This is a genomic window from Microbacterium sp. CFBP 13617 (assembly GCF_014839445.1).
Lineage (GTDB): Bacteria > Actinomycetota > Actinomycetes > Actinomycetales > Microbacteriaceae > Microbacterium.
The window spans coordinates 288,129-302,052 of record NZ_JACYNW010000002.1 but is presented as its reverse complement, the minus strand read 5'-3'; the positions used below and the strand labels follow the sequence as shown (position 1 = coordinate 302,052).

General features: G+C 70.1%; 12 protein-coding genes, 1 tRNA gene and 1 other RNA gene. 5 read left to right on the top strand and 9 right to left on the bottom strand.

Annotation, left to right across the window (positions count from 1 at the left end; genetic code table 11):
* Window positions 1-117: 117 nt before the first annotated feature.
* Complete coding sequence (locus IFU40_RS05930; protein WP_191915060.1) at window positions 118-621, top strand: DUF3145 domain-containing protein; 504 nt, start codon at window positions 118-120, stop codon at window positions 619-621.
* A 140-nt stretch (window positions 622-761) separates the two neighbouring features.
* Here the strand turns inward: IFU40_RS05930 and IFU40_RS05925 are convergent, their stop codons facing one another.
* The 6 genes from IFU40_RS05925 to aceE form a co-directional block, all read right to left on the bottom strand.
* Window positions 762-2,000 carry a beta-ketoacyl-[acyl-carrier-protein] synthase family protein gene (locus tag IFU40_RS05925; RefSeq protein WP_055837117.1) on the bottom strand — a complete coding sequence of 413 codons (1,239 nt, stop codon included), beginning with the start codon at window positions 1,998-2,000 and terminating at the stop codon, window positions 762-764.
* Window positions 2,001-2,067: 67 nt separating this feature from the next.
* On the bottom strand, window positions 2,068-2,316 hold the full coding sequence (locus IFU40_RS05920; protein ID WP_022880558.1) for an acyl carrier protein: 249 nt from the start codon (window positions 2,314-2,316) through the stop codon (window positions 2,068-2,070).
* Between the two features lie 68 nt (window positions 2,317-2,384).
* Window positions 2,385-3,389, bottom strand: a complete 1,005-nt coding sequence (locus tag IFU40_RS05915; protein WP_055837120.1) for a beta-ketoacyl-ACP synthase III — start codon at window positions 3,387-3,389, stop codon at window positions 2,385-2,387.
* The gene (locus IFU40_RS05910; RefSeq protein WP_191925711.1) at window positions 3,386-4,306 is read right to left on the bottom strand and encodes an acyltransferase domain-containing protein; all 921 of its coding nucleotides are present in this window, start codon (window positions 4,304-4,306) and stop codon (window positions 3,386-3,388) included. Before IFU40_RS05910 ends, IFU40_RS05915 begins: the two co-directional genes overlap by 4 nt.
* Window positions 4,307-4,388: 82 nt before the next feature.
* The gene (locus IFU40_RS05905) at window positions 4,389-5,558 is read right to left on the bottom strand and encodes a PucR family transcriptional regulator (RefSeq protein ID WP_055837903.1); all 1,170 of its coding nucleotides are present in this window, start codon (window positions 5,556-5,558) and stop codon (window positions 4,389-4,391) included.
* 157 nt (window positions 5,559-5,715) lie between these two features.
* On the bottom strand, window positions 5,716-8,442 hold the full coding sequence (aceE, locus tag IFU40_RS05900) for a pyruvate dehydrogenase (acetyl-transferring), homodimeric type (protein WP_055837128.1): 2,727 nt from the start codon (window positions 8,440-8,442) through the stop codon (window positions 5,716-5,718).
* A 206-nt stretch (window positions 8,443-8,648) separates the two neighbouring features.
* Between aceE and IFU40_RS05895 the strand changes: the two genes are divergently transcribed.
* Complete coding sequence (locus tag IFU40_RS05895; RefSeq protein ID WP_191925710.1) at window positions 8,649-9,344, top strand: DUF1345 domain-containing protein; 696 nt, start codon at window positions 8,649-8,651, stop codon at window positions 9,342-9,344.
* Between the two features lie 6 nt (window positions 9,345-9,350).
* On the opposite strand, the gene IFU40_RS05890 is transcribed toward IFU40_RS05895, so the two are convergent.
* Window positions 9,351-9,423: transfer RNA gene (locus tag IFU40_RS05890), tRNA-Val, on the bottom strand.
* A gap of 94 nt (window positions 9,424-9,517) precedes the next feature.
* Here IFU40_RS05890 and IFU40_RS05885 point away from each other — a divergent pair.
* From IFU40_RS05885 to rnpB, 3 genes are all read left to right on the top strand, one after another.
* Window positions 9,518-10,246, top strand: a complete 729-nt coding sequence (locus tag IFU40_RS05885) for a zinc ribbon domain-containing protein (RefSeq protein WP_342343490.1) — start codon at window positions 9,518-9,520, stop codon at window positions 10,244-10,246.
* Window positions 10,247-10,261: 15 nt separating this feature from the next.
* The gene (locus IFU40_RS05880; protein ID WP_191925708.1) at window positions 10,262-11,968 is read left to right on the top strand and encodes a bifunctional 3'-5' exonuclease/DNA polymerase; all 1,707 of its coding nucleotides are present in this window, start codon (window positions 10,262-10,264) and stop codon (window positions 11,966-11,968) included.
* Between the two features lie 85 nt (window positions 11,969-12,053).
* An RNA gene (gene rnpB, locus IFU40_RS05875) (RNase P RNA component class A) lies at window positions 12,054-12,426 on the top strand.
* A 199-nt stretch (window positions 12,427-12,625) separates the two neighbouring features.
* Here the strand turns inward: rnpB and IFU40_RS05870 are convergent.
* Both IFU40_RS05870 and ppgK read right to left on the bottom strand, forming a co-directional pair.
* On the bottom strand, window positions 12,626-13,027 hold the full coding sequence (locus IFU40_RS05870; RefSeq protein ID WP_191925707.1) for a DUF732 domain-containing protein: 402 nt from the start codon (window positions 13,025-13,027) through the stop codon (window positions 12,626-12,628).
* A gap of 69 nt (window positions 13,028-13,096) precedes the next feature.
* On the bottom strand, window positions 13,097-13,882 hold the full coding sequence (gene ppgK / locus IFU40_RS05865; protein WP_191925706.1) for a polyphosphate--glucose phosphotransferase: 786 nt from the start codon (window positions 13,880-13,882) through the stop codon (window positions 13,097-13,099).
* Window positions 13,883-13,924 lie beyond the last annotated feature (42 nt).

The window sequence follows — 13,924 nt, the reverse complement described above, 5'->3', positions numbered from 1 at the left end:
TCGAAATCACAGTGTTGTGATTTCGTTATGAACGGGCGATAATGGCCGGACAACCGAACAATCGCCGGCACTCCATCACAGGTCGTAGGGGAAGACGTACCTGACGAAGGAGAGACCATGGCGATCACGTCTTCGCGCGGAGTGATTCTGATCCACTCCGCGCCCCGCGCGTTGTGCCCCCACCTCGAGTGGGCGGTCGGACGCGCTCTCGGCCGCGCCGTCAACTTCGACTGGGCCGAACAGCCCGTGCTGACGGGCAGCCGCCGCGCGGAGTTCTACTGGGAGGGCCCGGTCGGATCCGGCGCCGCCCTGGCCAGTGCCATCCGCGGGTGGGAGCACCTGCGCTTCGAGGTGAGCGAAGATCCCACCCCCCGCAGCGACGGCGGCCGCTGGATGCACACGCCTGGTCTCGGCATCCACTACGCGCAGACGGACGCTGCGGGCAACGTCGTGATCGGCGAGGACCGCGTGCGCTACGCGATGGACGTCGCCGGCGGCGACGCCTTCGAGCTGCAGCGCGAACTCGACATCGCGCTCGGCTCCGCCTGGGACGAAGAGCTCGAACCTTTCCGCCACGCCAGCGACGACCAGCAGATCGTCTGGCTGCACAAGGTGGGGTGAAGACGTCGGGCGGGGGAGGCGCCACTACCGGAGGCCGGTGATCGCACCCGGCATCGAGACCGCGTATCCCTCGCCCGACAAAGGCAGAACGCCCCCGGCGTCCCGATTTGATTCGGGATGCCGGGGGCGTTCTTCGTGCGTCAGACCGAGGCGATCGCGACGACGGCGTTGTGACCGCCGAAGCCGAACGAGTTGCTGATAGCGAGCTGGTCGCCGGAGCCCAGCTCGACCGGCGCACCCGAGAGCGCGAAGGGCACGTCGGGGTCCTGCTCGGTGAGGTTGATGGTCGGAGGCGCAACGCGGTTCTTCAGCGCGAGCACCGTGAAGATGGCCTCGAGCGCTCCCGTGCCACCCAGCAGGTGACCCGTCGAGGCCTTCGTCGCCGACACGGGGATCTCGTCGATCCGGTCGCCGAACACCGTGTGGAGGGCCTTGTATTCGTTCGGGTCGCCCACGGGGGTCGAGGTGGCGTGCGCGTTGATGTGCGTGACATCGTCTGCCGATGCCCCCGCCATCTCGAGCGCCAGGCGCACCGCGCGGGCGGCTCCCGTGCCCTCGGGGTCGTTGGCGGTGATGTGGTACGAGTCGGCGGTGACGCCGCCTCCCACGATCGAGGCGTAGATCTTGGCGCCGCGGGCCAGGGCGTGCTCCTCGGTCTCGAGGATCAGCACGCCCGCGCCCTCGCCCATGACGAAACCGTCACGGTCGATGCTCGCCGGACGCGAGGCCGTCTCGGGGGAGTCGTTGCGCTTCGACAGCGCCTGCATCGACGCGAACGAGGCGATGGTGATCGGGTGGATCGCCGACTCGCTTCCGCCCGCGATCACGACGTCGGCCAGACCGTCGCGGATGTGCTGCACGGCGTTCACGATCGACTCGGTGCTCGAGGCGCACGCCGAGGCCACGGTGCGCGCGAACGCCCGGGCGTTGAAGTGCAGCGAGAGGTTGCCGGCGGCCGCGTTCGGCATGAGCATCGGCACCGTCATCGGCATGACGCGACGCGGGCCCTTCTCACGCAGCACGTCCCAGGCGTCGAGCAGCGTCCACACGCCGCCGATGCCGGTGGCGAAGTCGACGCCGAGGCGATCGGGGTCGACGTCGGGCGAGCCCGCGTCTTCCCAGGCCTCTTTGGCGGCGACCATGGCCAGCTGCGCCGAGGGGTCGAGACGCTTGGCGACGGGACGATCCAGAACCGTCTCGGGTCGCACGAGCGCCTCGGCGGCGAAGGTGACGGGCAGGTTGTACTTCTCGACCCATTCGTGCTCGAGGGTGCGCGCGCCGGAGGTGCCGGCGAGCAGCGCCGACCAGCTCTCGGGGGCGGTACCGCCGATGGGCGAGGTGGCACCGATGCCGGTGACGACGATGCGGGATGTGCTCATGGGTGAAGGATCCTTGGTCCGACCGGAAAGACATGACCGGTGGGGGCCGAAGCCCCCACCGGGAGAGTCAGGACTGGTTCGACGTGATGAACGTGACAGCGTCGCCGACGGTCTTGAGGTTCTTGACCTCGTCGTCGGGGATGGTGACGCCGAACTTCTCCTCGGCGTTGACGACGATCGTCATCATCGAGATGGAGTCGATGTCGAGGTCATCGGTGAACGACTTCTCGAGGGCGACCTCGTCGGCCGAGATACCGGTCTCGTCGGTGATGAGCTCGGCAAGGCCGGCGAGAACCTCGTCGTTGGTGAATGCCATGATGTCTCCTGTTTGTTAGGGGTGGACCCTGACGGGCCCCGATCAGTCTAGAGTTCGGCGACGCTGCGTCAGGGAAGGACGACGACCTGCGCGCCGAACACGAGACCGGCTCCGAAGCCGATCTGCAGGGCGAGCCCGCCGCTGAGCTCGGGGTGCTCCTCGAGCAGGCGGTGGGTGGCGAGCGGGATGGATGCCGCGGAGGTGTTGCCCGTGGTCTCGATGTCGCGGCCGATGACCACCGTCTCGGGCAGACCCAGCTGCTTGGCGAACTCGTCGATGATGCGCATGTTCGCCTGGTGCGGCACGAAGGCGGCGAGGTCCGACGGCTCGATGCCGGCCGCCTCGATCGCCTGACGCGCGACCTTGACCATCTCCCAGACGGCCCAGCGGAACACGGTGGGACCCTCCTGGCGCAGCGTCGGCCACGGCGCGGCTCCGTCGCGGAACTGCGTCAGCGTGGCGTTCATGCCCACGGCATCCGCTTTCGATCCGTCGGATCCCCACACGGTGGGGCCGATGCCGGGGGTGTCGCTCGGGCCGATGACGACCGCGCCGGCACCATCGCCGAGCAGGAACGAGATGCTGCGATCGGTGGGGTCGACGATGTCGCTGAGCTTCTCGGCGCCCACCACGACCACGTGCTTCGCGAGACCGCCGCGCACGAGGGCGTCGGCCTGGGCGACGCCGTAGGCGAAGCCGGCGCAGGCCGCGTTGAGGTCGTACGCCGCCGCGGGGTTGGCGCCGATCCGGTCGGCGACGATCGCCGAGGCCGAGGGCGTCTGCTTGGGGTTGCTGATGGTCGCCACGATCACGGCATCGATGTCGGCCGGCGCGACGCCCGACTTCTCGACGGCCTCACGGGCGGCATCCGAGGCGAGGTCGATGACGTCGGTCTCGGCGTTCGCACGAACGCGCGTGACGATGCCGGTGCGCTGGCGGATCCACTCGTCGCTCGAGTCGATGGGGCCGACGAGGTCGTCGTTCGGCACGAAGTTCTCGCCGCGCGCGGCGCCGTACGCGTAGATGCGCGTGTGGGCGGGGCCCTGCAGCTGACGGAGGGTGGGGGTGCTCATGCCTGGTCTTCTTTCAGGAGTGAGACGGCCGCGTCGAGGTCGTCGGGGGTCTTGACCGCCACGGTCGGCGTTCCGCGCAGGGCGCGCTTGGCGAGCCCGGTCAGGGCGCCCGCGGGCGAGAGTTCGATGATGCCGGTCACACCCTGCTCGGCGAACGACGCCATGCAGCGATCCCAGCGCACGGGCGACGCCACCTGGGCGACGACGAGGTCGAGCGCGCGGTGCCCCTCGTCGACGGTCGTGCCGTCGGAGTTGGTCCAGAGCGTCGTCGAGGGGTCCGACACCGACACGTCGGCGGCGGCGGAGCGCAGCGCCTCGACGGCGGGTTCCATGAAGCGCGTGTGGAATGCACCGGCGACCTGCAGGGCGATCACCCGGGTGCCGCGCGGGGCGTCGGCGGCGAGCTCCGCCAGAGCGGGCAGTTCGCCGGCGGCGACGATCTGACCGCCGCCGTTGTAGTTGGCCGGGGTGAGCCCGAGCGCTTCGAGACGCTCGAGCACGGTGGCCTCGTCTCCGCCGACCACGGCGCTCATGCCCGTCTCGACGGCCGAGGCCGCCTCGGCCATGGCGCGCCCGCGCAGTCCGACCAGGCGTAGGGCGTCGGCCTCGTCGAGGACGCCGGATGCCGCGAGGGCGGCTATCTCTCCGACGGAGTGCCCCGCGACACCGGCGGGTCGAGGGGCATCGGATGCCGTCAGGGCCGACCACGACAGCAGGCTCGCCGCGACGATGAGCGGCTGCGCGACGCTGGTGTCGCGGATACGGTCGGCGTCCCACTCGGTTCCGGCGGCGACGAGATCGACGCCGGCCTGCTCGGAGTAGGCCTCGAGGCGCTCCCGCGCTCCGTCGAGCTCGAGCCAGGGAGACAGGAACCCAGGAGTCTGCGAGCCCTGCCCGGGGAAGACGGCGATGATCACCGTTCCATCCTGCCAAGGATCAGGCGCCGAGTTCTGGAGATATCGACAAAGAAATGCGACGTGTCTTTGTGCGCGCCGTGCATCAGCGGGGCAGAGAGGAGCGCCGACCGGCGGGTCCGCGTCGACGCGTGGCGTCGGTTCCGATCGACCCGAGGATCAACGCGGTCTGCAGAATGAGCGCCTCGCGGGGCCCCGTGGCATCCCATCCGATGACCTCCGACACCCTCTTGAGGCGATACCGCACGGTGTTGGGGTGCACGTAGAGCTCGCGCGCCGTGGCCTCGAGAGACCGACCGTTGTCGAGGTAGCTCCAGAGCGTGGCGACCAGGTCGGCGCTGTGCGCCTGCAGGGGGCGGTAGACACGCTCCACCAGCGTCTGCTTCGCCACGGCGTCGCCGGCGAGGGCCCGCTCGGGCAGAAGGTCGTCGGCCTCGACCGGGCGGGGAGCGTTCCGCCACGCGCGCGCGACGGCGAAGCCCGCCAGCGCGGCGCGCGCACTCTGTCCCGCGTCGACGAGAGCGGCGACGGGCGGCCCGAGCACGAGGTGCCCCGTGCCGAAGCCGGGCTCGAGGCGCTTGGCGATCTCGGTGAAGGCGAGCTCGGTGACCTCGTCACCCCCGCGGGCGGGGAGGTCGGCGCGTCCGAGCACCAGCACGAGCCGCGACCCCTGTACGCCGATGAGCACGTCGACGCCGAGCTTGCGCGCGGTGCGACGCACCTGGTCGACGTCGAACTGCGGGGGAGTGGTGCCCACCAGCACGGCGACCTCGCCGTGGCCGTGCCAGCCGAGGGCCGCGATGCGGCTGGGGAGTTCGTCATCGGCTTCGCCGGTGAGGATCGAGTCGACGACGAGGGCTTCGAGCCGGGCGTCCCAGAGGCCTCGGGCTTCGGCTGCGCGGGCGTACACGTCGGCCGCGGCGAACGCGACCTCGCGCGAGTAGAGCAGCATGGCCTCGCGCACGGTCTTGCTGCGCCCGGCGACGCGTTCCTCCATGACCTCGACGGTCACGCGCACCAACTGCAGCGTCTGGGTGAGGCTGACGCTGCGCAACAGCTCGCGGGGGGCAGCGGCGAAGATGTCGGACGCGATCGCGGGGGTCTGCGCCGGGTCCTCGACCCACTGGGTGAACGAGGTGATGCCGGCCTGGGCGACGAGCCCGACGGCCGAGCGGCGCGCCGGGGGCATGCCGGCGTACCAGGGGAGCGTGTCCTCGAGGCGTTGGATGGTCGCCGTGGCGAGGTCGCCCGAGATGCGGCGGAGCCACGCGAGGGTCTCGGCCTTGTCGCGCGCGACGCGGTCGGTGCCGGCGGGCGCGGCGCCGGTCTCGCCACCGACGGGGGAAACGCGATCGGGACCGGCCCCACCCGAAAGGGCGGGGCCGGTCCCGATCTCCGGATCGCTCACGCGATCAGGCCTCGCCACCCGCGTTACCGCTGGTGCCGGCGTTGACGTCGTGCAGACGGTACTTCTCGATCGCCTGTCCGACGACAGCGCGATCGACCTTGCCCTCTTCGGCCAGCGCCTGCAGGGCGCGGACGGCGAGCGAGGGGCCGTCGATCTTGAAGAAGCGACGGGCCGCGGCGCGCGTGTCCGAGAAGCCGAAGCCATCGGCACCGAGCGTCCAGTAGTTCTGCGGAACCCACTGGCGGATCTGGTCCTGGACGGCGTGCATCCAGTCGCTCACGGCGACGACCGGGCCCTCGGCCTCTTTCAGCTTGTCGGTGAGGTAGGCCACGCGCGGCTCCTCTTCGGGGTGCAGGAAGTTGTGCTCGTCGGCGGCCAGGCCGTCGCGGCGCAGCTCGGTCCACGAGGTGACCGACCACACGTCGGCGACCACGCCCCAGTCGTCCTTCAGCAGGCGCTGGGCCTCGTGCGCCCACGGCACACCGACACCCGACGCGAGGAGCTGCGTGCGGGGGCCATCGCCCTCGCCGGAGGAGATGTGGTGGATGCCGCGGACGATGCCGTCGACATCAACACCCTCGGGCTCGGCCGGCTGCACGTAGGGCTCGTTGTAGACCGTCATGTAATACATGACATTCGGGTCGGGGTGGTTGCCGCCGTACATGCGCTCGATACCCGAACGCACGATGTGCGAGATCTCATAGCCGTAGGCGGGGTCGTACGACACGGTCGCCGGGTTGGTGGACGCCAGCAGCTGCGAGTGTCCGTCGGCGTGCTGCAGGCCCTCGCCCGTCAGCGTCGTGCGACCGGCGGTCGCGCCGATGATGAAGCCGCGCGCCATCTGGTCGCCCGCCGCCCACTGGGCGTCGCCCGTGCGCTGGAAGCCGAACATCGAGTAGAAGACGTAGACCGGGATGAGCGGCTCGCCGTGCGTGGAGTACGCCGTTCCCGCAGCGGTGAACGCCGCGAGTGCACCGGCCTCGTTGATGCCGACGTGGATGATCTGCCCCTGCGGGCTCTCCTTGTACGCCAGCAGCAGCTCGCGGTCGACCGAGGTGTAGTGCTGGCCCTTGGGGTTGTAGATCTTCGCCGTCGGGAAGTACGCGTCCATACCGAACGTGCGCGCCTCGTCGGGAATGATCGGCACGATGCGGTGACCGAAGTCCTTCACCCGCAGCAGGTCTTTGAGCAGACGCACGAACGCCATGGTCGTGGCGATCTCCTGCGTGCCCGAGCCCTTCTTGGGCAGCGCGTACGCGGCATCGCCGGGCAGTTCCAGACCGACGTGCGTCGTGCGACGCTCGGGCAGGAAGCCGCCGAGCGCGCGACGACGCTCGAGCATGTACTGGATCGTCTCGTCCTGCTCACCGGGGGTGTAGTACGGCGGCTGGTACGGGTTCTCTTCGAGCTGCGCGTCGGTGACCGGGATGTCCATCGCGTCGCGGAACGACTTGAGGTCGTCGAGCGTCAGCTTCTTCATCTGGTGCGTGGCGTTGCGGCCCTCGAAGTGGGGACCGAGGCCGTAGCCCTTGATGGTCTTGGCGAGGATGACCGTCGGCTGGCCCTTGTGCTCCTTGGCCGCCTTGAACGCGGCGAACACCTTGCGGTAATCGTGGCCACCGCGCTTGAGGTTCCAGACCTGGTCGTCGGTGAAGTCCTTGACCAGCTCGAGGGCGCGGGGGTCGCGGCCGAAGAAGTTCTCGCGCACGTAGGCGCCGTTCTCGGCCTTGTAGGTCTGGTAGTCGCCGTCGGGGGTGCTGTTCATGAGGTTGAGCAGCGCGCCCTCGGTGTCGCGGGCGAGCAGGTCGTCCCACTCGCGGCCCCAGACGACCTTGATGACGTTCCAGCCGGCACCGCGGAAGAAGCTCTCGAGCTCCTGGATGATCTTGCCGTTGCCGCGGACGGGTCCGTCGAGGCGCTGGAGGTTGCAGTTGACGATGAACGTGAGGTTGTCGAGGCCCTCGTTGGCCGCGACCTGCAGCTGACCGCGGCTCTCGACCTCATCCATCTCGCCGTCGCCGAGGTAGGCCCAGACGTGCGAGTCGCCCACGTCTTTGATCCCGCGGTTCGAGATGTACTTGTTCGACATCGCCTGGTAGATGGCGTTGATCGGGCCGAGACCCATCGAGACCGTCGGGAACTGCCAGAACTCCGGCATGAGACGGGGGTGCGGGTACGACGGGATGCCGTTGGGCGCCTGCGACTTCTCCTGGCGGAAGCCGTCGAGCTGCGCTTCGGTGAGGCGGCCCTCGAGGTAGGCGCGTGCGTAGGCACCGGGGGAGGCGTGGCCCTGGATGAAGATCTGGTCGCCGCCCGAGGGGTCGTCGAGGCCTCGGAAGAAGTGGTTGAAACCGACTTCGTAGAGGGCGGCCGACGAGGCGTAGGTCGAGATGTGCCCACCGACACCGATCCCGGGGCGCTGAGCGCGGTGCACGGTGACCGCGGCGTTCCAGCGGATCCACTTGCGGTAGCGGCGTTCGAGCTCCTCATCACCGGGGAACTCGGGCTCGTTCTTGAGCGCGATGGTGTTGATGTAGTCGGTGGTCGGAACCATCGGCACATTGAGGTGCAGTTCTTTGGAGCCCTTGAGCAGGCTCAGCATGATCTCGCGGGCGCGAGCCGGACCCTTCGCCTGGACGAGCTGTCGCAGGGATTCCTGCCACTCCCCGGTCTCTTCCGGGTCGCTGTCCTGCGGCCCCTGCGAATACGGATCCTGGTCGTGAACAGTCACGGAAGACCTTTCGTCGTCTGGCAGGTCATGCCAGAGAATCGCCATAAAAGTGCGGCAACCCTTGTTCGCTCCGCACAATCAACCAGCGTCCAGCCTAGCGAGTCTCAACGACATCGGCTGTTCATGAAGGCCGAGCCGACTCTCCCGGGTGCCCGGATGCCTCGATGTCGAGCATCCGCCACCGGGCGGAGGTCTAGCCTGAGCGCGTGAACACGCACGATCACGCGGGATTCCGCACGCGGCCCGAGCACCGATGGCCCGTGCTGATCGCCCTGGCGGTGGGCACGGGGCTCTACGCCGTCCTCCCGAGCGACGCCTCCGGCATCCTGCGCTACGTAGTGGTGATCGCCGGCGTGCTGTGCGCGATCCCCATGGTCGTGACCAACCCGGCGCGGCTCACCCGGGAGTCACGCGTGGGGCGCGGTTTTGCCCTCGCCTTCACCACGGTGCTGCTGCTCGCGAACCAGGTGGCGCTCCTTCTGCTCGTCCAGCAGCTGCTGCGCGGAGAGGGGAGTGGGGCGACCACCCTGCTCGGCGCGGCGCAGGTGTGGGCGATCAACGTCATCGGTTACGCCGTCGTCTATTGGGAGATGGACCGCGGCGGTCCCATCGCCCGGCGCCGCGACGCGCGCGACGCCCTGCCCGCGGCGGACTTCCAGTTCCCGCAGGACTCCGACCGCGACGCGGTCAGCGAGGTGGCCCGCCGCTCGTCCGACGTCGAGGACTGGGCGCCCGGCTACGTGGACTACCTCTACTTCTCGGCGTCCAACGCCATGGCCTTCAGCCCCACCGACGTCATGCCACTGAGCAGCCGCGCGAAGGTGTTCATGATGGTGCAGGCCATCTCGGGGTTCATCCTGCTCGCTCTGGTGATCTCGCGCAGCGTGAACATCTTGAACTGAGTGCGGTGGGCCCTGCCGGGATCGAACCGACGACATCCACGGTGTAAACGTGGCGCTCTACCAGCTGAGCTAAAGGCCCGGGATGCCATGAGTCTACGAGCCTTCGCGCATCGGATGTGCATCGGCGGCGCCCGCGGCTACGGATGTCGGACCCCCGGGGTAGCGTGGGTCCTGTGAATGCCGACCCCGCCGACCAGCGCAAACTGCTCGATCTCGCCGATCTCGATGCCCGCATCCTCCGTGATCAGCACCTGTCGGCGAACCCTCCGCAGGCGCCGCGCGTGCGGGAGCTGCTGGCGCAGCGCGCGACGCTCTCGCAAGAGCTGTCGGCGCGGGCCAACGCGCGTGACGACATCACCGCAGAGATCGCGCGGCTCGAGTCCGACGTCGCCGTGGTCGACGCCCGCATCGCCCGCGACACCCAGCGTCTCGCCGCCGCGACCAACCCCAAGCAGGCGCAGAGCTTCGAGAGCGAGCTCACCTCCCTCAACCGCCGCAAGGGCGATCTCGAAGACATGGAGATCGCGCTCATGGAGCGCCTCGAGACGGCCGATGCGGCGATCGCCGAGCAAGAGGCCGTGATCGCCGAGACCAACGCCCTCGGCGCCGAGCTCAGCGCCGAGGCCAAGACCGTCGTCGCCGACGCCACGACGCGTCTCGAAGGTGCCCGCCGCGACCGTGACGCCGTCGCGGCCTCGGTCCCCGCCGCGCTCCTCGCGCTCTACGAGCGCCTCGCCTCGCGCGGGAACGGCGCGGGCCTGCTCCGCGCCGGCGCCTGCGAAGCCTGCCGCATGGTGATCCCGCCGAGCGACATCGCGACGATCCGGCGCGCGCAGACCGACGACGTCGTGTTCTGCCCCGAGTGCGGCGCCATCCTCGTCCGCACCGAAGAATCGCGGTGACCCCCGCCGACGTCCGTGGCGTCTGACACGGTCGTCGTCGGGCGCGCGGTCTCGGGCAAGATCGCCCTGATCGACCTCGATGCCGAAGCGGCACCGGTCCGCACGACCGAGGTCGCCCGAGACGCGCTGGCCGCCACCATCGCCGCGCGTGAGGCGGCCGGCGACGTCCGATGGATCTGGTCCGACACGCCCACCTGGTACGGACCGCTCCTGACCGGGGGAGTGCGGGTCGCACGAGCGTGGGACCTTCGGCTCGTACACGTCCTCCTCCGCGACGCCGCGGCGATCGACGCCGACCACGGCCTGCGCGATGCGCGTCACTGGGATGCCGCGGCCGCGGCCCCCGAGAGCGGTGACACGCTCTTCGACCTCGGCGACGCGGCGTCCGGTCTGCCCGACACCGCCGTCGAAGCGCTCGCGGAGTACCGGCGTCAGCGCGCCGCCCTCGACGGCTCACCGGGGGCGGGGTCGCTCCGGCTGCTCTGCGCCGCCGAATCCGCCGGAGCGCTCATCGCCGTCGAGTTGCACGCCGTCGGTGTGCCGTGGAGCGTCGAGACGCACGAGCGGATCCTGCACGACGAGCTCGGCCCCCGGCACGGTGGCGGCCTGCCCGCCCGCATCGAGCAGACCGCGGCGGCGGTGCGCGCGGCCCTCGGCGATCCCTCGGTGTCGCTGGACTCCCATCCGCGTCTGCTGCGGTCGCTGCACCGCGCCGGTCTGCTCGTCGAGTCGACCAGCCGGTGGGAGCTGAGCGAGCACGATCATCCGGTGGTGGCCCCGCTCATCGTCTACAAGAAGCAGATGCGGCTCTACACGGCGAACGGCTGGGCGTGGCTGGCCGAGTGGGTGCGCGACGGGCGTTTTCGCCCCGTCTACGTGCCCGGCGGCGTCGTGACCGGGCGGTGGGCGTCGTCGGGCGGCGGCGCTCTGCAGATCCCCCGGCAACTGCGCACCGCCGTGCGGGCAGACCGGGGCTGGACGCTCGTGACGGCCGACGTCGCGCAGCTCGAACCGCGGGTGCTCGCGGCCATGGCGCGAGACACGGCGCTGGCCGAGGCGGCATCCGGTCGCGATCTATACGCGGGCATCGTCGACACCGGGGCCGTGGCCAGCCGCCCCGAGGCCAAGCTCGCGATGCTGGGGGCGATGTACGGCGCGACCACGGGCGAGAGCGGTCGCCTGCTGCCGCGCCTGCGGCGCACCTTCCCCCGCGCCATGCGCCTCGTCGACGACGCCGCGCGCACGGGAGAAGACGGTGGGCTCGTGCACACCTGGCTCGGGCGCACGTCACCCACGGCGGGCGAGGACTGGCGGGCGGTGCAGTCCCGTGCGAGCGACGCCGAGGCGTCGGGGGTCGACGAGACGCGGGCCCGGCGCTCCGCTCGGGACCGCGGACGCTTCACCCGTAACTTCGTCGTGCAGGGCACCGCGGCGGAGTGGGCGTTGGCCTGGCTCGCCGACCTGCGCGCGCGCCTGGCGACGATCCCCGCGGTGGATGCCGCCGACGCGGCGCCCGCGTCGGGCCCGGTCTTCGATCGGGTGCCGCACCTGGCGTTCTTCCTGCACGATGAGATCGTCGTCCACACCCCGGCCGTGCACGCCGATGCGGTCGCCGACGCCGTTCGTGCTTCCGCCGCGTCGGCGGGGCGGCTGCTCTTCGGCGCGTTCCCCATCGACTTCCCGCTCGATCTGCGCATCTCGGAGACGGCCGAGAAGGGCTGAGCCATCGTCCCGATCGCCCGGGGTAGGCCCGACCGAGGCGGCGGCGGGGCGACGGCGGACCCGCCGGTAGACTGAATGACGCGAATGGGTCGGCTGGACGGTCGCGTCACGGGTTCGCCCGTGCCGAGGAACGTCCGGGCTCCACAGGGCAGGACGGTGGGTAACGCCCACCCGGAGCAATCCGCGAGACAGTGCCACAGAGAGTAGACCGCCCGCACCACGCTCGTCGTGGGAGCGGGTAAGGGTGAAAGGGTGGTGTAAGAGACCACCGGGGTCGTGGTGACACGATCCGCGAGGTAAACCTCGTCCGGAGCAAGGCCAGACAGGGGATGTTGACGCGGCTCGCCGAGTCCCCGGGTAGGCCGCTGGAGTGGCACGGCAACGTGTCGCCGAGAGAGATGACCGTCCACGGGGCTTCGGCCCCCGGACAGAACCCGGCGTACAGGCCGGCCCATTCGCGCCCCACACTGCGCCCAAGCGATGTCCCGCTCGGGAGCGGCGTGAATCACCGGGTCGAACCGGGCCGCCACCCGAGCGGGCGCGAGCCCTGGTCTCAGCCGCAGAGGGAGCTTCGTGCCGCTCGTCGGAGAGCGCGAATGTCGTCGCCTCGCGACAGCCGCGTACCGCCGACGCAAGCGCCCGCGGCCCGGGCCGCCGTCACCCGCAGAGTGCGATGGACGCCGCGTCGACGATGGCGGTGGCGTCGTCGCTACCCGCCTTCACCGTCCGGCCCGCCACCGTGAGAGCGATGTCGTCGTCGTCGACGCCCTGGGCGAGCTGGTCGCAGGCGGCCTGCCCGGCGGCGAGCAGATCGGCGTCGGTGGCGGAGAGGAGGACGCTGTCGGCCGCGCCGCCGTCTCGGATCTCGCTCAGGTACGCAGTCTCGTCCCGCGGGGCGTCGGTCGCGTCCCCACCGACGACGATGGTGGAATCCCCGTTGGTGAACGTTCCCGACTGGCCGGGGGTGATGGTGATCGTCTCCGACGTCGTCTCGCTGGTACAGCCCGCGAGGAACACGAGAGCGAAGGAGACGGCGGCAAGGGCGAGGGGGCGCTTCATGCCGTCACCCTATCGACCCTGACATTCACCTGGGAGCTCGACCCGGCGTCGAGCTCAGCCTCGGGACGGTTACTTGATGGCGGGCAGCGCCTCGGGCACGGCCACCGCGAGCGAGGCCGCACCGATGATGCCGGCGTTGTTGCGGTGCTTCGCGGGCACGATCGGGGCACGCAGCTTCAGCAGCGGCAGGAAGTTCTCGGAGTGCTTCGACACCCCACCGCCGACGACGAGCAGGTCGGGGCTGAAGAGGAACTCGACGTAGTCGTAGTACCACTGCAGACGCTTTGCCCACTTGTCCCACGACAGCTCCTCGCGCTCCATCGCCGAGTAGGCGGCGAAGTGCTCCGCGTCTTTCTTGTGCCCGGCGCGCTGCAGGTGGCCCAGCTCGCTGTTCGGCACGAGCACGCCGTCGTAGATCATGGCCGAGCCGATGCCCGTACCGAGGGTGGTGAGGATGACGAGACCGTCGACGCCCTTCGCGGCGCCGTAGCGCACCTCGGCGATGCCGGCCACGTCGGCGTCGTTGGCGAAGTGGATGCCACGCGACAGCCCGTCTTCGAAGAACTTCTCGGCCTCGAAGCCGATCCACGACGACGACACGTTGGCGGCCGACAGCGTCTTGCCGCTCTTCACGATTGCCGGGAAGGCGACGCCGAGGGGCAGATCGGCCGGGGCTTCGAGGGTGTCGAGCACCTGACGCACCGCGGCCAGCACGTCGGCGGGTTCCGCCCCCGCGGGGGTGGCCACCTTCACCCGATCGCTGACGAGTTCGCCGGCATCGAGGTCGACGATCCCCGCCTTGATGCCGGTTCCGCCGATGTCCACTCCGACCGCACGCGATGCATTCGTTGCCATACCCCCCAGCCTATCCAGGCGCACGGTCGGGATCAGTAGGAT

Excerpts from the sequence above, each read along its gene's own strand:
- IFU40_RS05920 (WP_022880558.1), bottom strand. The coding sequence starts at position 2,316 with ATGGCATTCACCAACGACGAGGTTCTCGCCGGCCTTGCCGAGCTCATC.
- IFU40_RS05925 (WP_055837117.1), bottom strand. The coding sequence starts at position 2,000 with ATGAGCACATCCCGCATCGTCGTCACCGGCATCGGTGCCACCTCGCCC.
- IFU40_RS05930 (WP_191915060.1), top strand. The coding sequence starts at position 118 with ATGGCGATCACGTCTTCGCGCGGAGTGATTCTGATCCACTCCGCGCCC.
- ppgK (WP_191925706.1), bottom strand. The coding sequence starts at position 13,882 with ATGGCAACGAATGCATCGCGTGCGGTCGGAGTGGACATCGGCGGAACC.
- IFU40_RS05915 (WP_055837120.1), bottom strand. The coding sequence starts at position 3,389 with ATGAGCACCCCCACCCTCCGTCAGCTGCAGGGCCCCGCCCACACGCGC.
- IFU40_RS05870 (WP_191925707.1), bottom strand. The coding sequence starts at position 13,027 with ATGAAGCGCCCCCTCGCCCTTGCCGCCGTCTCCTTCGCTCTCGTGTTC.